This window comes from Rhodococcus sp. RCBS9, from assembly GCF_029457415.1.
GTDB classification, from domain to species: Bacteria; Actinomycetota; Actinomycetes; order Mycobacteriales; family Mycobacteriaceae; genus Rhodococcus_F; species Rhodococcus_F qingshengii.
In genome coordinates this window covers 5,171,977-5,192,232 of record NZ_CP120422.1, presented here as the reverse complement: position 1 = coordinate 5,192,232, position 20,256 = coordinate 5,171,977, and the positions used below count along the sequence as shown (strand labels likewise).

Here is a 20,256-nt window from a genome sequence, read left to right as displayed (position 1 = left end):
TATACAACACTCGTCGAGAAACAGCACGCCGCGATGGGCGCGGCTGACCGCGCCAGGACGAGCCATCCCACTACCACCGCCCACCAGTGAGCTGACCGACGAACTGTGATGCGGCGCAATGAAAGGCGGCATATCGATCAACGGCCGATCCTCCGGCAACACCCCCGCCACCGAATGAATCGCCGTCACCTCCAACGACTCCCCCTCCGTCAACGGTGGAAGAATCCCCGGAAGCCTCTGCGCCAACATCGTTTTCCCGATCCCCGGCGGACCCGTCAACATCAAATGATGCGCACCCGCCGCAGCAACCTCGATCGCCCACCGAGCATCCGTCTGCCCGACAACCTCACTCAGATCCCGCGCCGTCACCACATCAGCGCGCTCGAAGACATCAGGAACGGCCAGCGCCAACTCACCACGCAACCACCCGATCACCGCGGACAGATCGTCAGCACCCAGCACTTCGATCCCCTTCACCAAGCCCGCCTCAGCCAACGCCCGAGCAGGAACCACCACAGTCCCCCATCCCGCCCGCTTCGCCGCAAGCACCGCAGGCAACACACCACGCACCGTCCGCAAACGCCCGTCGAGTGCCAACTCCCCCAAAAACACAGTCTCCCGCAACAACTTCCGCGGCAACTTCTTCGCCGCATCGAGAACCGACAACGACAAAGCCAAATCGTAAACACTGCCCACCTTCGGCAACGTCGCCGGCGACAACGCCAAAATCACCTTGCTGTCCGGCCACTCCTCACCAGAATTGGTCACCGCCGCTCGAATCCGATCACGCGACTCGTGCAACGCAGTATCAGGCAGCCCTACCAAATGCACCGCAGGCAACCCGCGCCCGATATCCGCCTCGATCTCCACTATCTGCCCGTCCACGCCACTGACCGCAACAGAATGCGCCCGCCCCAACGCCATCAGAACGCATCCACAAAATGCTCGACCGAAGGCACGCCGTCGCGGCCGATCAACACGGCCACCACATCAAAACGCACCCTCGACCACGACCGACCCGAATCAGTGAGCCAGTGCATCGCCAACACCCGAATCCGACGCTGCTTCGCGAACGTCACCGACTCCGCCGGACTCCCGTACCCGACACCCGACCGAGTCTTCACCTCCACGAACACAATCCGATCACCGGAAGTCGCAACAACATCCAACTCGCCGTACCGACAACGCCAATTGCGTTCGACAATCTCCAAACCCGCATCAATCAGGAACTCGACAGCCACATCCTCGCCCCGAGCCCCCAACGCCATATTCCTCGCCATCACAGCCCCCACCACTCACACGATCGCGCGCCCGCCCCATACGAACCGCGTCCCAACCACCACCCTCAACCCACCACCACAAAACCAAGCCACCCAAAACCAACCTGTTCACAACCCAGATCCTGTGGAATTCGGCAGCGCGACACACCAACGGCGACCCGAAACCTGACAATTTTCTGAAATCAGCCACATCTTGGACGAAAGTCCAGTAGAACTAGTTACAGTTTTGCTCAAACCGTCACGCACCCCGCTGAATGGAGTTCTACATGGCCCGCCGCTCACTTCGCCACGCAGTAGCAACCACTACATCCCTCGTTCTCATCGCCGCCGGCGTCACTGTTGGACTTGGAGCCTCGGTGGCGCAAGCAGCACCGGCATGCGCGCTCAACCAGTCGGTCACCGACAGTTGGGCCGGTTCCCTCGGGACGCCGTACACCGTCAGCAAGGAGGTTGTCGGCGATGGCAAGGTCGCCGCGGGTCAGACGGTCACCTACATCACCAAGGTTTCCGGTTCCGGAGCCCTCGTCAATCAGATCCGCGATTTCCACCCGGCAGGATTCCAGCTGGTCAAGGCTCGCCTGAACGTCAAATGGCTTATCGGCGACCAGAAGTGGGACGACGTCACCAAGACCGTCGTTGTCGGCAACAACTCCGTGGTGGCAAAGGGCGGCGGATGGACCACTGCGGGCGGCGGCGTCATCGCTTTGGAAACCACCTACAAAGTTCCCGATAACGCAGTTGTAGGCACGCAGCTCGACAGCGGCGCCGGCACCAACATTGTGCTGGCGGCGGGCGACTGGAACATCAATCCGATGGGCGTCTGCGTCACCATCCGGCAGCCGAACCCCGTCGAGGCGGGCGCCGGAAGCCTCGAGGACATGGGCTTCGGCTCACTCAACTCCGGATCAGGCCAGGTATTCGGCTCCCTGACCGACCCGCAGGGGTCGATGACCAATGTCATCAGCGGTGTCTTGGGCAATGTGCTCGGCAACATGAGCTGACTCAGTTCAGATTAGTAAATCGGCCGAGCTACCAGCAGATGCTGGTAGCTCGGCCCATTTCTACGTTGCCGAACAAAGCTTTGCCGTCAACCGAGTTCAAGAAATCATCAGCAAATCACCGCGTCAGCTTTCCGCCGTACCGGGCCGGCGTCGTACCGAAGGTTTCCCGAAATGCGGCGATGAACCCGCTACTGGTTCGGTAACCCACCTGCGGGGCAACGTCGTTGACACCCTCACCCCGCGCGAGCATCTCGAGCGACGCATACATTCGGGCGCGAGTCCTCCACTGTCCGAAGGTAATCCCGGTATCGGCGACAAAGGCACGCATCAAGGTCTTGGAACTGACCCCGAGTTCGCCCGCCCACTCCCCCAGCGTCCGTGAGTCTGCCGGATCGGCGAGGATCCGTGCAGAAACCGAACTCGCCGCAGCATTACGAGGAACCGCGAGGACGTCGTGCCGTTCGGGCGCGGCAGCAAGAATGTCGTAGAGCAACTCCTGACTCATCAACCGCCGAGCATCGTCGATGGTCCGGTCAGCGAGGTGCCGCAGCAATTGAGCGGACAGAGCATCGACTTCGAGAACACGTGGCTGAGTCCACCGCGGCCCGGCAGGGCGTAGATCCGGACGCGCATAGGCCGCGATCATGCATCCCTCCGTCAGAAGAGTCATGTCATGGAGGACGGTGCCCGGCAGCCAGACCAAGTGTTCGCTGTGCAGGTGCCACACATTGCCCCCGGCAGCGATCTGCATCGTGCCTTCACTCATCCAGGCGATCTGATGCTCCGGGTGACGATGAGCTCCGTACGCAGTCACTCCGTCGACGACGTTGGTGAAGACCTGAAAATCTTTGAATGTCCGTCCGCGACTATCGGGCAGCGCTAGCAAGGACTTTGGACGAGTCGAGTACTCGATAGTGGACATTTTGCGTCTTTCTGGGCGTATCCGAGTCCATCCTGAAGGATGGACCGACGATCCTGCAAAGGTTAGCCTCACTTTATTGCTGACGCGACCAGTTCAGCACTTCACGCGGAACTCAGATCACTTCGCCCACCACTTCGAAGGAGCATGCACGTGCCCTCACGTAGCACCCGAATCCTCGCCGCCTTATTCACGACGGCCGCGATCATCGGGTTCTCGACCGCCTGTGGAACCTCGCAAGGCGTCGACACCGCATCAGCGACCCAGAGCAACGACGCATTCCCCGTGACGATCGAGCACGCACAGGGTTCGACGACCATCGATGCCGAACCGCAACGCGTCGTCACACTCGGATACACCGATCACGAACCACTGCTCGCCTTGGGAGTCGAACCCGTAGGCATGGCCGAATGGTGGGGGTCCGGCATGGATGAAAGCTGGCCGTGGACGAAGAATTACTGGAAGGGGAAAACTCCGACCTACATCAACAGCGGCGGAGACTTCAACTTCGAGCAAATCGCTTCCCTCGCACCAGATCTGATCCTCGCGCTGTACGCCGACATCGACACGGAAACCTACAAGAAACTGACCTCGATTGCGCCGACTGTCGCGCAGAGCAAGGACTACGACGCGTACACAACGCCGTGGACCGACATGACGCTCACCGCCGGGCGCGCCCTCGGCAAAGGACCACAAGCTCAGCAACTGATCACGGATACCGAAAACGCGTTTGCCGCCGCCCGCGCTGCACACCCGGAGTTCGCCGGGCAAACCGCAACGATCGTCAACCTCGACACTCCCGAGGGATACGTGTTCTCGTCGCACGACCCACGCGGCATTTTCCTCTCGTCACTCGGGTTCACCCTCCCCGCGACCGTCGACGCATTCGTCGGCGACCAGTTCGGCGACTGGCTGCCGAACGAGCGATACGACATCCTCGAACCCGTTGATCGTTTGATCGTGATGGCCGATCCGGGGGGAGAGAAAGCCCTCGCCGACAACACGCTCTACCAGCGACTACCCGCCGTGAAGAGCGGAAATGCGATAGTCGTGCGGTACACCGCAGATCCCCCAGTCGGCGCGGCGATGTCCGGCAACACGGTCCTGAGCATTCCGTATGCCATCGACCAACTGACAGCCACGTTGTCGAAGTAAACAACAGGGCAGGTATCGAAAATATGTTCGAATAGTGTTAGCCTCGGGGTCAGGAAGCACTCACGGACATCGAGGATCACCATGGACGAGGTACCGGACACCGCGTTAGATCTGGCTCGACTGGTCGACGAGCTGACGGTTCTCGACCAGCGACGCGTCGACATCGGCGAGAGTTTGGTTCATCTCGAGTACCTCTACTCCCAGATGGGCGCACGGCAACAAGCAGATGCTGCCCGAAAAGCCTTCCAGGAGAAGTACGTCGGACGAATCTACGAACTCGCAGACGGCCTGCGAACCTGAAAAGGGGTTGCACACAACCACTGACCGAGCGCATGGTCATTCCTGCACGACACACCGGACCGATGGGTTCGGCTGTGAACTATGTGGGAGAAATCTGATGGAGAAGATCACCAAGAGGTTGTGGAACTGGGCATCGATACTCGACGAGAACACTCGCGAGCAAGCGCTGCGCACGTCCCAGATGCCTTTTGTCCGTCCACATCTGGCATTGATGCCGGATGCGCACCTCGGTGCGGGAGCGACGGTGGGTTCGGTCATTCCGACGGAAGGCGCAATCATGCCCGCCGCCGTCGGAGTCGATATCGGCTGCGGAATGATCGCGGTCAAAACCCAGTTCAACGCACGCGACCTTCAAGGCCGCGACCTGAGCGTACTTCGCCACAGCATCGAACGCTCCGTTCCGCTCTCGGCAGGTGTCTACAACAAGACGCTGAGCGACACGGCGAAAATCCGCATCGCAGACCTCGAGGCAATGGCGGGCGATCGCCTGGCCTTCTACGACAAGTTCAAGAACAACTGGAGGTTTCAGCTCGGAACGCTGGGCTCTGGTAACCACTTCATCGAGGTGACACTCGATGAAAGCGACGGCGTCTGGCTGTTCCTGCACTCGGGAAGCCGCGGTATCGGAAACAAGCTCGCGCAGCATCACATCAAGATCGCCAAGGACTTGTGCGAGCGGTGGTACATCAACCTTCCCGATCCGGATCTTGCCTACCTGGTCGAGAAGACACCCGAATTCGACTCGTACATCTCCGATCTCAACTGGGCTCAGCACTTCGCTCTGCTCAACCGCGAAGAGATGATGGACCGCGTCGTGAAGGACTTCGCGCACTTCATGGGAGACGGCAAGCCCGCGATCATCGACGAAGTCGAGCGGATCAACTGCCACCACAACTTCACCCAGAAGGAGTTCCACATGGGCAGGGGTGTGTGGCTGAGCCGTAAGGGTGCGATCAAGGCAGACGAGGGCACGCCCGGGCTCATCCCCGGTTCGATGGGGACGGCGAGTTACGTCGTCGTCGGGAAGGGAAACGTACCGTCGTTCAAGTCCAGCCCCCACGGCGCGGGTCGGGTGTACGGACGTAACCAGGCACGTAAGACCTTCACCATCGAAGATCTCGACAAGGCAATGGTCGGCATCGAATACAAGCGTTCCTCGACGTTCCTCGACGAGATCCCGGGTGCGTACAAGGACATCGACGTCGTGATGGACGACGCGAAGGACTTGGTCGAAATTCGACACACGCTGCGTCAGATTGTGAACGTCAAGGGCAACTGACCCCGCACAACTCCGCGAAATACGAAGTGCCCCGCCGATATCGGCGGGGCACTTCGTTGTCGAGATCAGTTTGGCAAGCGCAGATCAGTCAGGAAGGCGCAGATCCGGCTTGTCCAGCTCTTCGATGTTGACGTCCTTGAAGGTCACGACGCGTACGTATTTCACGAATCGCGCCGGGCGGTACATGTCCCACACCCAGGCGTCGGACATCCGCAGCTCGAAGTAGATCTCCCCGTCTGAATTGTGGGGCAGCAACTCGACCGTGTTGGCCAGGTAGAAACGTCGTTCGGTCTCCACGACGTAGGAGAACTGTCCGACGATGTCCCGGTATTCACGGTAGAGCGACAGCTCCATCTCGGTTTCGTACTTCTCGAGATCCTCGGCACTCATCGGTTTAGCCAGTCCTCCCAGTTCGTCTGAACGTCCATCATCCCGTACGGCCCGCGCGTTGTTCCAACCGGACTCCCGCAGCCACCACGTTGGCATAGGTCATGCGGTGCTCGGGGCACGGCCCCAGCGCGTCGAGAGCGTCCATGTGCAGTGGCGTGCTGTATCCCTTGTGAATCGCGAAGCCGTATCCCGGATGAGTGTCGTCCATCTCGGTCATCACACGATCTCGGGTCACCTTCGCGAGAACGCTCGCCGCGGCGATGCATGCAGCGGCGCCGTCACCGCCGATGACGGGTAGCGACGGAGCCGTCAGACCCGGAACCCGGAACCCGTCGGTGAGAACGTAGCCCGGTTCGAGATCGAGGCCCGCAACTGCTCGTCGCATCCCCTCGATGTTGGCGACGTGGATGCCGATCTGATCGACTTCCGCAGCGGGAACAGAGATGACACTCCACGCCAACGCCAAGCGCTTGATCGCCGGGAAAAGCTCCTCGCGCGCACGTTCGGTCAGCTTCTTCGAATCGTCGAGCCGCGCGAGGGCTGCTTGCGGTTTCGGCGCCAGGACACACGCTGCAATGACAAGTGGACCAGCGCACGCTCCGCGCCCGGCTTCGTCGACGCCGGCGACCGGACCGAGTCCGGTTCGCGCCAACGCAGACTCCATCGTCCGCAGACCTGCCGATCTGCGAATGACAACGCGAGGGGGCCAACTACTCACTGTCTCTGCCTACTCGGAACTACGCGAATCCATGTGTGCGGTCCGACAACTCAGTTGCCCTGAATATCAGGCGCATCGATGCCGCCCATTCGCGACGGGGGAAGGACGATGAATCGCGCTTGACCGATGATGTTGTCGATCGGGACGGTTCCCTGGAACTCGTCGTCGACGTGGTAGCGCGAGTCGGCGGAATTGCTGCGGTTGTCACCCATGACCCACACGTGGCCCTCGGGAACGGTGATCGGCCCGAAGCAGCGGCCCGACTTCAGTTCGGTGTCACACGTCTGTGTTCCCGGGGTGAACGGGAAATCCATCTTGATGTACGGCTCGTCGAGCGGCTTGCCGTCGACCAGGACTCGGCCCTGATCGTCACAGCATTCGACGGTCTGGCCGCCGGTAGCGATCACTCGCTTGACCAAGTCGTTCTCGTCCGGCGGAACGAGGCCGACCCACGAACCGACCTCTTGAATGCCGCGGACGACAACGTTGTCGGACCGATTGGACACATATTTCGTGTTCCACGAATCGGGTCCCTTGAAGACGACGACGTCGCCGGGTTCCGGATCGCCGAAGCGGTATCCGATCTTCTCCACCACGATGCGGTCACCGGTACATCCCGCACAGCCGTGCAGTGTCGGTTCCATCGACTCGGATGGGATGAGAAAAACTCTGAAGACAAATGCCTGAAGGACGATGCTGAGTACCAGCGCTACGCCGATCAGAACAGGGAGTTCTCGCAGAAACGATCGCTGTTTCTTCTGCGGCCGATGTGAGGTCGGTTCCGCGGAACCGCTTGATCCCTCGTGATTCTCGGGTCCGGACGACAATGCCTGCTCCTTCGAAGAATCTGCCACAGAAACCAGATTAGCCCGACACCGCGCGTACGCGGTGCCGGGCTCATCGGAAAGATCAGCGCTTTTCCTTGATCTTCGCCTTCTTGCCACGAAGCTCACGGAGGTAGTACAGCTTGGCGCGACGGACGTCACCGCGGGTCAGAACCTCGATGGAGGCCAGCGTGGGGCTGTGAACCGGGAAGGTGCGCTCGACGCCGACGCCGAAGGAGACCTTACGGACGGTGAAGGTCTCGCGAACGCCGCCGCCCTGGCGACGAATAACGACGCCCTTGAAGACCTGCACGCGCTCCTTGGAGCCTTCGATAACCTTGACGTTCACGTTGAGCGTGTCGCCGGGACGGAACTCGGGGATGTCGTCGCGGAGCGACTTTTTGTCCAGGAAGTCCAGGGTGTTCATATGTCATCCTTGTATTTCGCAGGAGCAGAGGAACCGAGCGGCACGCGTTTCGGTCTCCCGAAACGGCGCTCGTCTGGTTCGTGCCCAGATCAAGTGCTGCTGCCTGGTCCAGGCAACCCGTCCATTGTGCCAGACGCGGATACCAGCGGGGAAATCGGTGGCGGCGGAGCTGCGTGGATGGTGTGGTCCAGTTCCTGCTCGGCCGCGGTCATCGCATGTTCGACGCTCGGCGATCCGGCTATCAGATCCTGGACGTAGATCTTGGCCCGGATGACGGGCCGACGCCATTTCCGTTCGCGTTCGAGCGCGCGGTTCATCCGTTTCGGCTTGCGCGTGTACCGCCAGCGAGCCCACGGTGCACCCGGCCGGCTCAGGCGGACCGCTCCGATTACCAGCAACGGGAAAACGAACAGACCGACGAGCCCCGTCCAGATCTTCCCCTTGAGAATCACGATGGCTGCCAAGGCGAAGTTGATCAACGCGACGAAAACGAAGACCAACTTGATCCACGGATCGCGTTCTTCACGGAATCCGGCGACGTCGAGAAGTTCGAGCGGGCGGAAACCCAGCAGCACCAGGCCGGTCACGGCGATCGCGACGAAGACCGCATCCACCGAGGTCCGACCTTGTTCGGACCAGTACACATCCTTCAGATAGAAGATCAGTGCGAACTCGTCGAGCACCAACGCAGCACCCATACCGAAGATCGCCGCCAGGACGGCACCGGTGGTCTGCGAACCATCGACGTAGACCGCGATCAACGCACCACCGGAGATCATCATGGCGATCACACCGAACACGACGTGATGCACATGCTGGCCTCCGGGCGCGATGTTGCCCGGCCACCATTTCACTTGCGCGCGAATCATCCGGACGCTGAGGCGGATGAAAAGGAAGGCGGACAGGAACCCGAGCAGGAAGAACAGCAACGGCAATCGGCCATGGGCGATGATCTCGCGCTCGAGCCACTCCCGCATCACTGTCCTCCCTTCACCGAATTCATGATCCGACCCTGATCGGATTCATACCGCCAACCGACTCGATTGTGACGATACGGACTTCGAAAACCCGGCGGACGGATTTACTTGCCGAAGCCCGCCTTGCGCAGAGCGTCGGCCATCGACCCGGCAGCAGGCGCGCGGTTGTCCGGTCGCTGCTCGCGTCCGCCCTGGCGTCCGCCATTTCCTCGTTGCTGACCCTGCCCCTGACGCTGGCCCTGCGGCTGGCCCTGCCGCTGAGGTTGCCCACCTCGCTGGCCTTCGGACTTGCGGGGCGCTCCCACCTCGTCGTCGAGACGAAGCGTCAGCCCGATGCGTTGGCGTGCCTCGTCCACTTCGAGGACCTTCACCTTGACGACGTCACCTGACTTGACGACCTCGCGTGGGTCCTTGACGAAGTTGTGCGACATCGCCGAGACGTGAACCAGACCGTCCTGATGAACTCCGATGTCGACGAAGGCACCGAAGGCTGCGACGTTGGTGACCACGCCTTCGAGGGTCATGCCGGGCTTGAGATGCGCGACCTTCTCGATACCTGCGGCAAAAGTCGCGGTCTTGAATTCGGGTCGTGGATCTCGTCCCGGCTTCTCCAACTCGGAGATGATGTCGGTGACGGTCGGTAGACCAAATCGCTCGTCGACGTAGTCGGACGCCTTGACCGATCGAAGTGCCTGCGAGTTTCCGATCACGGTGCGCACGTCCCCGCCTGCACTCGCGACGATCTTGCGAACCACCGGATATGCCTCCGGGTGGACGCTCGACGCGTCGAGAGGGTCGTCGCCGTCGGTGATCCGCAGGAAGCCTGCGCACTGCTCGAATGCCTTGGGTCCCAGTCGGGAGACATCCTTGAGACCCTTGCGGGATTTGAACGGACCGTTCTGGTCCCGATGCGCGACGATGCTCTCTGCAAGGGATCCTGCAATTCCGGACACCCGAGCAAGCAGCGGCACGGACGCGGTGTTGACGTCGACGCCGACCGAGTTGACGGCATCCTCGACGACGGCGTCGAGGGAACGCGAGAGCAGCGATTCGGTGATGTCGTGCTGGTACTGACCGACGCCGATGGACTTGGGATCGATCTTGACCAACTCCGCCAACGGATCCTGCAAGCGACGCGCAATGGACACCGCACCGCGAATCGAGACGTCGAGGTCGGGAAGTTCCTGCGACGCGTAGGCCGAAGCCGAGTACACCGATGCGCCTGCCTCGGAGACGACGATCTTGGTCAGGTTGGGCGCGCCGGTCTTCTTGATCAGTTCGGTAGCGAGCGTGTCGGTCTCGCGTGAGGCCGTGCCGTTGCCGATGGCGATCAGTTCGACGCCGTGTTCGGCGACCAGTCCGGCAAGCGTCGCGAGAGCCGCGTCCCACTTGTTCTGCGGCTGGTGCGGGTAAATCGTCTCGTAGGCAACAACTTTGCCGGTTCCGTCGACGACGGCAACCTTCGTTCCGGTGCGGAATCCGGGGTCGAGACCCATGGTGGGTCGGGCGCCGGCGGGAGCTGCGAGGAGTAGATCCTTGAGGTTGGTGGCGAAGACGTCGACGGCGTCCTTTTCGGCCGACTGCCGCAGACGCATCCGAGTGTCGATACCGAGCGTGACGGCGAACTTCGTCTTCCACGCCCACTTGACGGTGTCGAGAAGCCACCCGTCGGCGGCCCGACCACGGTCGGCGATCTCGAACCGCGACGCGATGCGGCCTTCGTAGACCGTGCGCTCCCCCGGCGCGAGTTCTTCGGTGTCTGCCGCCATGTTGAGCGACAGCACTTCTTCCTTCTCGCCGCGCAGGACGGCGAGGATGCGGTGCGAGGGCAATTTGGAGAACGGTTCCGAGAACTCGAAGTAGTCAGCAAACTTCGAGCCATCGGTTTCCTTGCCCTTGCGGACCGAGGAGACGACCTGGCCGCGATTCCACATCAGCTCACGCAATTCACCGACCAGATCGGCGTCCTCGGCGAAGCGCTCGACGAGGATCGACCGGGCACCGTCGAGCTGCTCGTCCGAATACTTCGCGGGATCGGTGGTGGGATCTCCGATGAGAGCATCGGCGACGGGCTCGTGGCCGGCCTCGCGGGCGATCTGCGCCTTGGTGCGCCGCTTCGGCTTGAAGGGGAGGTAGATGTCCTCCAGCCGCGCTTTCGTCTCGGCCAGCATGATCTGACCGCGCAGTTGATCGTCGAGTTTGCCCTGAGAGTCGATCTCCGTGAGCACGGCGTCACGACGGTCGTCGAGCTCGCGGAGATACCGCAGCCGCTCGTCCAGGAGTCGCAGCTGGGCGTCGTCGAGCGTGCCGGTGACTTCCTTGCGGTACCGGGCGATGAAGGGCACCGTGGCTCCGCCGTCGAGAAGGTCGACTGCTGCTGCAACCTGGCCTTCGCGGACGTCGAGTTCCTCGGCAATGCGCTGGTTCACGGTCTTGAGAATCACGAGATCCGACCCTACCGCTATCCTGAGACAAGAAGATCGGCAACAGTGCCGTGTCAGGGCTACCGGGGGAAACAAATGAGTACGCGGTACGTCCGGATTGCCGCAATGGTGGCCGCAGTTACTTTTGCGGCTTCGTGCAGCGGTGGGCAGAACCCGGATGATCCGATGCAGACCCCCGCCTTTCCCGACACCAATGTTCCGGTAGCCGAGACCCTCGACGGCCGTCTGGGACAGGCTCAGGTGGCTGCGCTCGGGCGTGGTGCGGACGTCTCCATCGCCATCCTCGACCGCTCCTCGGACAAGTACCTCGACGTCGCCGGTGACCAGCAGATCGAAACAGCCTCGGTGGCAAAACTTTTCATCGCCGAGGATCTACTTCATCAGGATGCGCGCGGTGAGCGACCCATCACGGACGACGATCGCACCCTCATGGCGGCGATGCTCGAATCCTCCGACGACACCGCAGCCAACCTCCTGTGGGACGAGGTCGGCGGCCAAGAGGTGATCACCCGCGTCGCCGAGCGTTACGCACTGACCGCGACGACGCCGCCCTGGGACGGAATGTGGTGGAACACCGAGACCACGACACGTGACCTGGTCACCTTCTACAGCGGTGTCCTCGACGACTCCGATCAACTCGGACCTGAACGGGTCGAGCAGTTCGTCGAGTACCTGCGGCAATCCACTCCCGAAGGAACCGACGGTTACGACCAGAGATTCGGCCTGCCCGAGGCCTTGTTCGGCGAGCCCGTCATAGGAGTCAAACAGGGCTGGATGTGCTGTGTCGAGGACAAGTGGATCCATCTGTCCACCGGCATCGTCGGTGACGACAACCGATACATCATCGCGATCGGTTCGCGAGAAGACGTCCAGTACACGGACGAGGACAGCTTCTATCCCGACACCTCGTTCACCGATGCCGTCGACGACGAAAGTGCATTGCACGCTCGCGACACGGTCACCGGCGTCACGCAGATTCTCTTCCCGAGCGGAAGCATCGACGACTGGGCAGCGGCATCCACGACCGCGGATTCGGCGATGCCCGAAGCTTCCGGGCCCTGATTCGATCCAACGCGGTCGTGTTCGTCCTCAAGCCTGCTTGTACTCGAGCACCGAACCGATGACACGGTCCTGTTGTTCGAACGTGAGCATGGGCCACAGCGGCAGTCGAAGGATCGACGCGGAGAACTCGGCACTACGCACGCACGGCTGCGGTGTTCGTCCGTAGCGCACACCGGCCGCACTCGTATCGAGCGGAACGTAGTGGAACGGCGCCACGATTCCGTCACCGGCAAGGTGCCGAATCAAGCCGTCACGGCTCTCTTCGGTCGGCATCTTGAGATAGAACAGGTGCGCAGTGTGCTCGCGATCATCGGGCACCGCCATGGGCACGACACCGTTCGCGGCCGCCCACTCGCCCAGACTCACGCTGTAGGCATCCCAGACGCGATGCCTGGCCGCCTGAATCGCGTCGAACTCGGAGAGTTGTGCGTCGAGGACGGCGGCATTGAGTTCACTGGGCAGATAACTCGACCCGATGTCCTGCCACGAATACTTGTCGACCTGCCCGCGCAGGAAACGCGCACGGTCGGTCCCCTTCTCACGGATGATTTCGGCGCGAGTCATCAACTGATCGTCGGAGAGCAACAGCGCGCCGCCCTCACCGCAGTGAACGTTCTTGGTGTCGTGAAAACTCTGCGTTCCGATAGTTCCGATGGTGCCGAGCGAGCGCCCGCGCCACTTTCCGCCGAGTCCGTGAGCGTTGTCTTCGATCAACGCAACGCCGTGGAGTTCCGCGAGGTCGAGGAGAGGTTCCATGTCCGCGGCGACTCCGCCGTAATGCATGACCAGTACAGCTTTGGTGCGTTCGGTGATCGCCGCCGCGACGCACGCCGGGTCGATGTTGCCGGTACTCGGATCGATGTCGACGAAAACAACAGTGGCCCCGCGCAACGCGACGGCGGTCGCCGCCGAACTGAACGCGAAGCTCGGAACTATTACCTCGTCGCCCGGGCCCAATTCGAGCAGCAGCGCACCCAATTCGAGTGCATGCGTGCACGAGGTGGTCAGCAGAGCATGCGTGGATCCGGTGATCGCCTTGAGCGCTGCAGTCGCGGACTTGGTGAAACGTCCGTCACCGTGAATGTGGTCGGACTCCAGAACCGTTGCCAGATTCGACAATTCGTTCGATGCCCGATAGGGGCGGGAGAAGATGATGCGATCAGTGCTCACGACTACGCCGATCGATCGAGGTTCCGGGCCGCGGGGAGTCGACAGTCAGATACAGCGGCTTTCCGACAAGGACGTGCAGTGCCACACCGAGATATTCGGCAATGAGCCCGAGCGAGAACAGAATCGCACCCGAACAGACCAGCAGCGCCATGATGATCGACGCCCATCCTTCGGGATCATTGTTGTCGCCGGTCATGGCCCCGATGAAGATCACCGCGGCCATGATCACGCCGGCCGACGCCAGGGTGACTCCGAGCAGGCTGACCAGCCGCAGACCGCGTGTTCCGCTACACAACACCATCTTCCAGAACAACGAGAACAAACGGCGGTAGTTGTACCCGGATTCTTCGCGGCCTTCGGCTCGAAGTGTCACCGGCGCCGTGGCCGTGTTACCGACAACCCACGTCAGCGCAACGTCCAGATACACGCCGTTGGCCGCGACGCCGGCCAACTGTCGGCCGATGTCACCGCGGATCAGGCGGTAACTTTCGAATCTCGTCGAATCAGGGAACGCGAATACCGTCGCCAAGACGATCTTTGCGCCGCGCGAGGTCAGGTTCCGCAAGAATCCGTGCGGGCGTGTGTTCGTGGGTTTGGAATACACGAGATCGGATCGCTCCGTCAGCGCGGTGTCGAGGAAAGCCCCGATGTGCACCGGGTCGTGCTGGCCGTCCTCGTCCATCGTCACGATCCACTGTCCAGTTGCAGCGGCCATGCCGGCGATGGTCGCCGCGTCCTGGCCGTAGTTGCGGCTGAGCCACACGACACGCACCTGCTCGAAACGGCGCTCCAATTCGAGTAACACGACGTCGGAGCGGTCCGGGCCGTTGTCGTGAACCAGCACGATCTCGTCGACGGAGAACTGCGCACCACCGGGCGTCGCACTCGGTGTGCCCAGGCCGTCCAACTCCTCGACGAGCGCCGTGATCGTCTTTTCGCCCTGATAAACGGGCACTACGACGGAAATCGAGTGCACTCGCTTCCACTCCCTTCAGGGGGCTCGACTGGCGCCGAGAGACAGGCACGATCGGGCCCACACCGTCGCGAACTTTAACACGCAGAGATGTCTTGACTTCGGATGCCGGCGGCGCGTGACGCGCTCGCGTCTCCGTACGCCCCACCTGCCCTGTTAAGGTCTGGAACTCGTGGTGGAAACTCGCACTCTCGCCCGGGCAGACGTGTACAAGTGGGGCGCCGTCACGGCGATCGGTGTCATCGCCGGTTATCTGGCCGTGGTGCTCGCGAATGCTCGTCACTTCTACACCGACGACACCGAGTCCCAATACGCGCCGCTGTGGGTCATGCTCGGCCGCAGTCTGCGAGAAGGACACCTCCCGGTGCTCGTCCCCGAGAACTGGATGGCGGGCAACTACGCGATCGAGGAAGCAGGCCTTCTCAATCCACCGCAACTCCTGATCGACCTGATCGCACCGTCCTTCGACAACCTGGCGTTGTACGCGACGATCGTGAAGTTGATCTTCGCGATCATCCTTGCACTCGGCGTCTATCGGATCTGCCTCGAGTACGGCTCGAAGCCCACGTGGGCTGCCGTCGCCGGCGTCTCGATTCCGTTCACCGGTTTCCTGCTGTTCTTCGACTCGGCCAGTTGGATGACTGCCTTCACCGGCACTGCCTGGATGGTTCAGGCGTGGGCGTCGGCAATCCGCTACGCCCGAGGTAAGAGCGGTCCGATCCCGACCTTCGTGTTCTTGTATCTCGCGATGTCGGTCCAATATGTTTTCCCCGCAGTCGAATCCGGCTTGATGATCGGCGCGGTCGCAATCGGCGAAGTTGTCTATCAGCGGCGTTGGCTGCCGTCACTGCGGCTTCTGGCGGTGTCCGCGTGTGCCGCTCTGGCCGGTCTCGCGACGTATCTGCCGAGCCTGCTCACCGCGGACGTCACCTGGCGCGGTGCATCCGAAGTCAAGAACGATGCATTCCTCGCCGTCCCGTGGTCGGAATCGCTGAACGCGAGCCTGCCGAGCACGATGCCCGCGTTCACCTCGTGGTGGGGATACATCCAGACCATGCCCATGGTCTACATCGCCTGGTTCCTCATACCCGCCCTGGCATTCATCGACTGGGGCAAGGCACGCGCCGCGGCACGCGAATTGACCGCCGTCGGGATCTTCACGGTCGCCGTCCTCATGTGGACTGCCGGGCCGAGCACGATCGGCCCACTGCGGTGGCCCGCGCGCGTACTTCCGATGGTGGCCATCGGACTCCTGCTTCTGGTGTGCATCCTGCTCGGGCGTTACGCCACGACCGACAAGTTGCGCGGGCGCTGCGTTGCAGCGGGAATCCTCGTGGGCCTGCTTCTGATTCGGTCAGCCTCGGCAGCTCCCGGGCTCGCGAAATGGCATGTGATCTCGGCCCTGCTCGTTGCCGCACTCGGCGCCGCGATGGTCTGGCTCGGCCGTACCAAGGGCACTGCTTTCGCATGCCTCGTAGCGATCGTCGCGGTCTCCCCCATCGCGTACGCCCAGGTTCGGGCCGCGCAACCAACCCCGATGAGCTGGAACCTGCCCGAATCCCGCTCGGAGATGAAAGACGCCTTCCCCGACTTCGAAGGCACGACACTGCAACTGGGCGACCGTGCGCTCATCGCCCCCGGGGACAAGACCCTCGACGGAGCGTACGGTTCCCTTGCTTTCGGCAACTACCCCAAAGACCTCGAACTGACCTACACCAGCGGCTACACCCCCAACGGGCACTTCTACTTCGGTGATCTGCTCTGCATGCGCTGGGACATGAGTGTCTGCCCCGACGCCTTCCGACGCGCATTCACCGTCGAACCCACCACCGGCCGCACCATCGTCGACCTGATGAACGTGGACCGCGTCGTACTTCAGAACGCTCTCTACCCCGATGCACGCAAGAACCCGGCTCCCGACGGATGGAAATGGGTCGACTACCCCGGACACGAGAACTACATCTCGGTACTCGAACGCGTCGACGGCCCCGTCTCGACACGCAACGGACGCATCGCCGACGCCCACGGCGTCGAGGCTACGTCGATCGCGGAATCGAACATGTCGAGCACCCTTCGTGTCAGTTCGGAGACCGGCGGCAAGGTTGTGTTCGCACGGCTCGGCTGGCCCGGATATCGGGCGAGCATCGACGGTCAGCCTGTCCCGATCGACGTCGTCGCGAAGTCCTTTGTCACCGTGGACGTTCCAGCCGGTACGAAAGACGCGGAACTTGTCCTGACGTGGCGTCCCCCGGGATGGAAGGTCGGCGGCGCTTCGATGGTCGCCGGAGTCCTCGGACTCGGCGTGCTCGAGTGGATGTATCTGCGGAACCGACGCAAGGACGGGATCAACACCGTGAAAACCGAGTCTTCATGACCGAAGACATCGCATCACCCGAGAATCCCGGCCCACTGCTTCGGGTGGTCAAGCATCAACCCATCGCATTTGCCATTGTCGGAGTGGCTAATACGGCGATCGGATACGTGCTCTTCGTGATCTGGACACTGATCCTCGACAACAAGGATCTGTATCAAGTGGCTGTGATCGGCGCGTACTCCATCAGCGTCCTCATCGCTTTCGTTCTGCATCGGACTCTCGTTTTCCGCGTCCGCGGACATGTGGCACGCGACCTGGGAGCGTTCATCGTCGTCAATTCCGGTGGCCTGGTGCTGAATCTGATACTCGGAACAATCGCGGTGTCGATTCTGCATGCCCCGCCGCTTCCCGCCCAGGCGGTTGTCATGTTGATCGTTGCCGGTGTGAGCTTCTTCGGTCATCGATACTTCTCGTTCCGCCGCAAACCTGCCGAACGGCACTGACCTTCTACGATTCGCGGGGTAGCGCTCGATCCACCGCTGCCTCGACGATCGTCCGAATATCTTCCTCTCCGAACAGGTTCGGCAATGTGAGTCGATCCAGTGCGAGCCAGTTCAGCGACAAATAGAGCAGGCGAACGGTCATCGCATCACCCGGCACGCCCGACGCCAGATGATTGGCTACGTTCAGATCGAAGTCTTCTCGGATGCGGACGGTCAGTACCGCACGCAGGTCCGGTCGACGCGTCGCCTCCAGTCGCAACTCCATGAGCGCGAGGAAACCCGTTCCGAACGAGGTGACGCGCTCGACCACGTCGAGCATGAGCGTCACCAGGCGCTCACGATCGGTGCCGTTGACGGGATCGATCATCCCTTCGAGGTCCTCCGGAATCAGTCGCTCGTAGATCCGGCCACCCGCTTGAGTGAGCAGGTCGTCGCGATTGGAGAAGTAGTTCGACGCTGTCCCGTTCGGCACTGCTGCCTGGGCGTCGACGGCTCGAAACGTCAAGCCTCGAGCACCCTCTCGGGCCAACACCTCGATTGCCGCGTCGATCAGGGCAAGCCGGCGTTCCGGGTTCTTTCGCACTTGACATCACTCCTGACACAACCCTAAATTAAACCACTACAAACATAGTACTACGAAGGGAGCGCCTTATGCGAAAGCTTGTGTACTACGTGGGAGCTTCCCTCGACGGATACATCGCGGGGCCTGGTGGCGAATTCGATTTCCTCCCGGTCTCCGAACAGATCACGGCCTGGATATGCGATCGATATCCTGAAACCGTGCCAACGCATGTGCGGCCCGCTCTCGGAATCGAGGACGCACCCAACAAGACCTTCGACACGGTCGTCATGGGCCGCGGCTCCTACGAGCCCGGGCTGGCCGCCGGAGTGAGAAGCCCCTTCGCGCACCTGCGTCAGTTCGTCGTCTCCACAACCATCCCTGACGCCGAGGATCCCCCCGTCACCATCGTTCGCGCCGATCCGCTTGGGGTAGTCAGATCTCTCAAAGAGGAAGAAGGACAAGATATCTGGCTGTGTGGCGGCGGAACTCTCGCCGGCGAACTACTACCGGAGATCGACGAGTTGATCATCAAGAGGTATCCGGTAGTCGCCGGCGCAGGCATACCGATGATCAGAGGTAACTTCGAGCCGACACTGTTCACACCGACTGCAACCGAATCGCTCGACGACGGCGCAAGCATCACCTGGTTGAAGCGAAATACCTAAGGAAGAAGATCCGGTCGACGCTCGGCCGTGCGCTGCAGCGACTGCTCATGGCGCCACGCTTTGATCTTCGCGTGATCACCGGAGAGAAGCACCGGCGGAACTTCGAGGTCGCGCCACACAGCCGGGCGAGTGTAGCTAGGCCCTTCGAGAAGGCCGTCGGAAAACGAATCCTCTTGGTGTGAAAGCTGATTGCCGAGAACGCCGGGCATCAGTCGCACGACAGCCTCGACCATCACCAGCACGGCTGCTTCGCCGCCGATCAGGACGTAATCGCCGATGCTGACTTCTTCGACTCTGACCCGCTTGGCGGCGTCGTCGAAAACCCGTTGATCGATACCTTCGTATCGGCCGCAGGCAAACACAAGGTGCTTGGCGTTGGACCAGCGGTGCGCGGTCTCCTGGGTGAACGGAACGCCGGCGGGAGTGGGCACCACCAGAATGGTCTCGGCATCATCGGGGCCGGAAGAATCGGAGCGCCCGATCACGTCGTCCAGTGCCGGGCCCCAGACGGTGGGTTTCATGACCATGCCGGGTCCGCCGCCATACGGAGAATCGTCGACGGCTTTGTGCACGTCATGGGTCCACGACCGAAGATCGTGGACGTCGACCGAGATCAAGCCACGTTCGATTGCCTTGCCCAGCAAGGCAGCACGAAGCGGTTCGAGATACTCGGGAAAGATGGTGACGACGTCGAGACGCATAACAAACGATCAGTCGTTGTCTGAGTTCGATTTGTCGCTGTTCGACTTGTCGCCGAAGTCCGGGTCGAGCAGTCCCTCGGGAGGCTCGATCACCACGACACCGTCGGCGATCGACACCGAGGTGACGATGGCGGCGACAAACGGGATCAGCAATTCGCCGGATGCCTCACCGGTACGGCGAATCGAAAGCAATTCGCCTGCGGCGGAATGCAATACCTCGATGACCGAACCGACCTCGGCACCGTCCGTGAGGACGACCTTCAGTCCTTCGAGTTCGTGATCGTAGAACTCGTCCGGATCATCCGAAGGCTCGAGTTCGGAACTGTCGATGACGAACAGTGTGCCGCGCAACGCATCTGCGTCGCCACGGTCACTGACGCCTTCGAGGCGCAGCAGAAGCCGCCCGGAATGATCCCGGGCGGCTTCCACTGTGTACGACTTCAGTGTGGACTCGCGCGGCTTGCGCCCACGCAGCACGGAACCTACGGCAAAACGATCTTCGGGCTCGTCTGTACGAACCTCGACTACCAATTCACCTTTGATGCCATGCGACTTCGCGACACGACCGACTACGAGTTCCACCTGTTTACTG

The 20,256-nt window shown here is 61.7% G+C and carries 21 protein-coding genes and 1 pseudogene; 8 read left to right on the top strand and 14 right to left on the bottom strand.

Annotation, left to right across the window (positions count from 1 at the left end):
- Positions 1-6: 6 nt before the first annotated feature.
- Positions 7-924: pseudogene (locus P0M12_RS24350) on the bottom strand (ATP-binding protein); the annotation flags it as partial.
- On the bottom strand, positions 924-1,280 hold the full coding sequence (locus tag P0M12_RS24345; RefSeq protein ID WP_054825518.1) for a YraN family protein: 357 nt from the start codon (positions 1,278-1,280) through the stop codon (positions 924-926). The gene P0M12_RS24345 and the pseudogene P0M12_RS24350, both read right to left, overlap by 1 nt.
- 266 nt (positions 1,281-1,546) lie before the next feature.
- On the opposite strand from P0M12_RS24345, the gene P0M12_RS24340 reads away from it, so the two are divergent.
- Positions 1,547-2,281 (top strand): hypothetical protein, encoded by a 735-nt coding sequence (locus P0M12_RS24340; RefSeq protein WP_003942731.1) that lies wholly within the window; start codon positions 1,547-1,549, stop codon positions 2,279-2,281.
- Positions 2,282-2,396: 115 nt separating this feature from the next.
- On the opposite strand, the gene P0M12_RS24335 is transcribed toward P0M12_RS24340, so the two are convergent.
- Entirely contained in the window at positions 2,397-3,203 is an 807-nt protein-coding gene (locus P0M12_RS24335; protein WP_042924425.1) for an AraC family transcriptional regulator, read from the bottom strand.
- A gap of 144 nt (positions 3,204-3,347) precedes the next feature.
- On the opposite strand from P0M12_RS24335, the gene P0M12_RS24330 reads away from it, so the two are divergent.
- The 3 genes from P0M12_RS24330 (at position 3,348) to P0M12_RS24320 (ending at position 5,934) form a co-directional block, all read left to right on the top strand.
- Positions 3,348-4,355: an iron-siderophore ABC transporter substrate-binding protein gene (locus tag P0M12_RS24330; RefSeq protein ID WP_277376950.1), complete on the top strand. Its 1,008-nt coding sequence runs from the start codon at positions 3,348-3,350 to the stop codon at positions 4,353-4,355.
- 81 nt (positions 4,356-4,436) lie between these two features.
- A complete protein-coding gene (locus P0M12_RS24325) occupies positions 4,437-4,655 on the top strand; it encodes a hypothetical protein (protein WP_003942716.1) in 219 nt (72 codons plus the stop codon).
- 97 nt (positions 4,656-4,752) lie between these two features.
- Positions 4,753-5,934 carry an RtcB family protein gene (locus P0M12_RS24320; RefSeq protein ID WP_277376949.1) on the top strand — a complete coding sequence of 394 codons (1,182 nt, stop codon included), beginning with the start codon at positions 4,753-4,755 and terminating at the stop codon, positions 5,932-5,934.
- 84 nt (positions 5,935-6,018) lie between these two features.
- Here P0M12_RS24320 and P0M12_RS24315 read toward each other — a convergent pair whose 3' ends face one another.
- From P0M12_RS24315 to P0M12_RS24290, 6 genes are all read right to left on the bottom strand, one after another.
- The gene (locus P0M12_RS24315) at positions 6,019-6,324 is read right to left on the bottom strand and encodes a DUF2469 domain-containing protein (protein ID WP_003942715.1); all 306 of its coding nucleotides are present in this window, start codon (positions 6,322-6,324) and stop codon (positions 6,019-6,021) included.
- Between the two features lie 37 nt (positions 6,325-6,361).
- Positions 6,362-7,042, bottom strand: a complete 681-nt coding sequence (locus P0M12_RS24310) for a ribonuclease HII (protein ID WP_076948478.1) — start codon at positions 7,040-7,042, stop codon at positions 6,362-6,364.
- A gap of 50 nt (positions 7,043-7,092) precedes the next feature.
- Positions 7,093-7,896 carry a signal peptidase I gene (gene lepB / locus P0M12_RS24305; RefSeq protein ID WP_003942787.1) on the bottom strand — a complete coding sequence of 268 codons (804 nt, stop codon included), beginning with the start codon at positions 7,894-7,896 and terminating at the stop codon, positions 7,093-7,095.
- A gap of 55 nt (positions 7,897-7,951) precedes the next feature.
- Positions 7,952-8,293: a 50S ribosomal protein L19 gene (gene rplS, locus P0M12_RS24300; RefSeq protein WP_003942791.1), complete on the bottom strand. Its 342-nt coding sequence runs from the start codon at positions 8,291-8,293 to the stop codon at positions 7,952-7,954.
- Between the two features lie 89 nt (positions 8,294-8,382).
- Positions 8,383-9,270 carry a hypothetical protein gene (locus tag P0M12_RS24295; protein ID WP_003942742.1) on the bottom strand — a complete coding sequence of 296 codons (888 nt, stop codon included), beginning with the start codon at positions 9,268-9,270 and terminating at the stop codon, positions 8,383-8,385.
- A 104-nt stretch (positions 9,271-9,374) separates the two neighbouring features.
- The gene (locus tag P0M12_RS24290; RefSeq protein WP_007729297.1) at positions 9,375-11,714 is read right to left on the bottom strand and encodes a Tex family protein; all 2,340 of its coding nucleotides are present in this window, start codon (positions 11,712-11,714) and stop codon (positions 9,375-9,377) included.
- 75 nt (positions 11,715-11,789) lie between these two features.
- Between P0M12_RS24290 and P0M12_RS24285 the strand changes: the two genes are divergently transcribed.
- Complete coding sequence (locus P0M12_RS24285) at positions 11,790-12,776, top strand: serine hydrolase (protein WP_007729299.1); 987 nt, start codon at positions 11,790-11,792, stop codon at positions 12,774-12,776.
- 27 nt (positions 12,777-12,803) lie between these two features.
- On the opposite strand, the gene rffA is transcribed toward P0M12_RS24285, so the two are convergent.
- Together rffA and P0M12_RS24275 are read right to left on the bottom strand one after the other, a co-directional pair.
- Positions 12,804-13,946: a dTDP-4-amino-4,6-dideoxygalactose transaminase gene (gene rffA, locus P0M12_RS24280; protein ID WP_003942806.1), complete on the bottom strand. Its 1,143-nt coding sequence runs from the start codon at positions 13,944-13,946 to the stop codon at positions 12,804-12,806.
- Entirely contained in the window at positions 13,936-14,922 is a 987-nt protein-coding gene (locus P0M12_RS24275) for a glycosyltransferase (RefSeq protein WP_003942691.1), read from the bottom strand. Before P0M12_RS24275 ends, rffA begins: the two co-directional genes overlap by 11 nt.
- Positions 14,923-15,094: 172 nt before the next feature.
- Between P0M12_RS24275 and P0M12_RS24270 the strand changes: the two genes are divergently transcribed.
- Both P0M12_RS24270 and P0M12_RS24265 read left to right on the top strand, forming a co-directional pair.
- Complete coding sequence (locus P0M12_RS24270; RefSeq protein WP_064444658.1) at positions 15,095-17,293, top strand: hypothetical protein; 2,199 nt, start codon at positions 15,095-15,097, stop codon at positions 17,291-17,293.
- A complete protein-coding gene (locus P0M12_RS24265) occupies positions 17,290-17,736 on the top strand; it encodes a GtrA family protein (protein WP_030535434.1) in 447 nt (148 codons plus the stop codon). The genes P0M12_RS24270 and P0M12_RS24265 overlap by 4 nt, the downstream gene beginning before the upstream one ends.
- Before the next feature lie 4 nt (positions 17,737-17,740).
- On the opposite strand, the gene P0M12_RS24260 is transcribed toward P0M12_RS24265, so the two are convergent.
- Complete coding sequence (locus tag P0M12_RS24260) at positions 17,741-18,319, bottom strand: TetR/AcrR family transcriptional regulator (RefSeq protein WP_003942695.1); 579 nt, start codon at positions 18,317-18,319, stop codon at positions 17,741-17,743.
- Positions 18,320-18,387: 68 nt separating this feature from the next.
- Here P0M12_RS24260 and P0M12_RS24255 point away from each other — a divergent pair, with 68 nt between their 5' ends.
- Positions 18,388-18,963: a dihydrofolate reductase family protein gene (locus P0M12_RS24255; RefSeq protein WP_030535433.1), complete on the top strand. Its 576-nt coding sequence runs from the start codon at positions 18,388-18,390 to the stop codon at positions 18,961-18,963.
- Here P0M12_RS24255 and trmD read toward each other — a convergent pair.
- Positions 18,960-19,664 (bottom strand): tRNA (guanosine(37)-N1)-methyltransferase TrmD, encoded by a 705-nt coding sequence (gene trmD, locus P0M12_RS24250; protein ID WP_003942745.1) that lies wholly within the window; start codon positions 19,662-19,664, stop codon positions 18,960-18,962. The genes P0M12_RS24255 and trmD overlap by 4 nt on opposite strands.
- 9 nt (positions 19,665-19,673) lie before the next feature.
- Positions 19,674-20,246: a ribosome maturation factor RimM gene (gene rimM, locus P0M12_RS24245; protein ID WP_030535432.1), complete on the bottom strand. Its 573-nt coding sequence runs from the start codon at positions 20,244-20,246 to the stop codon at positions 19,674-19,676.
- Positions 20,247-20,256: the final 10 nt, after the last annotated feature.

Excerpts from the sequence above, each read along its gene's own strand:
- P0M12_RS24295 (WP_003942742.1), bottom strand. The coding sequence starts at position 9,270 with ATGCGGGAGTGGCTCGAGCGCGAGATCATCGCCCATGGCCGATTGCCG.
- trmD (WP_003942745.1), bottom strand. The coding sequence starts at position 19,664 with ATGCGTCTCGACGTCGTCACCATCTTTCCCGAGTATCTCGAACCGCTT.
- P0M12_RS24335 (WP_042924425.1), bottom strand. The coding sequence starts at position 3,203 with ATGTCCACTATCGAGTACTCGACTCGTCCAAAGTCCTTGCTAGCGCTG.
- P0M12_RS24325 (WP_003942716.1), top strand. The coding sequence starts at position 4,437 with ATGGACGAGGTACCGGACACCGCGTTAGATCTGGCTCGACTGGTCGAC.
- P0M12_RS24320 (WP_277376949.1), top strand. The coding sequence starts at position 4,753 with ATGGAGAAGATCACCAAGAGGTTGTGGAACTGGGCATCGATACTCGAC.
- P0M12_RS24285 (WP_007729299.1), top strand. The coding sequence starts at position 11,790 with ATGAGTACGCGGTACGTCCGGATTGCCGCAATGGTGGCCGCAGTTACT.
- P0M12_RS24315 (WP_003942715.1), bottom strand. The coding sequence starts at position 6,324 with ATGAGTGCCGAGGATCTCGAGAAGTACGAAACCGAGATGGAGCTGTCG.
- P0M12_RS24330 (WP_277376950.1), top strand. The coding sequence starts at position 3,348 with ATGCACGTGCCCTCACGTAGCACCCGAATCCTCGCCGCCTTATTCACG.
- P0M12_RS24345 (WP_054825518.1), bottom strand. The coding sequence starts at position 1,280 with ATGGCGAGGAATATGGCGTTGGGGGCTCGGGGCGAGGATGTGGCTGTC.
- rplS (WP_003942791.1), bottom strand. The coding sequence starts at position 8,293 with ATGAACACCCTGGACTTCCTGGACAAAAAGTCGCTCCGCGACGACATC.
- P0M12_RS24340 (WP_003942731.1), top strand. The coding sequence starts at position 1,547 with ATGGCCCGCCGCTCACTTCGCCACGCAGTAGCAACCACTACATCCCTC.
- P0M12_RS24255 (WP_030535433.1), top strand. The coding sequence starts at position 18,388 with ATGCGAAAGCTTGTGTACTACGTGGGAGCTTCCCTCGACGGATACATC.
- P0M12_RS24265 (WP_030535434.1), top strand. The coding sequence starts at position 17,290 with ATGACCGAAGACATCGCATCACCCGAGAATCCCGGCCCACTGCTTCGG.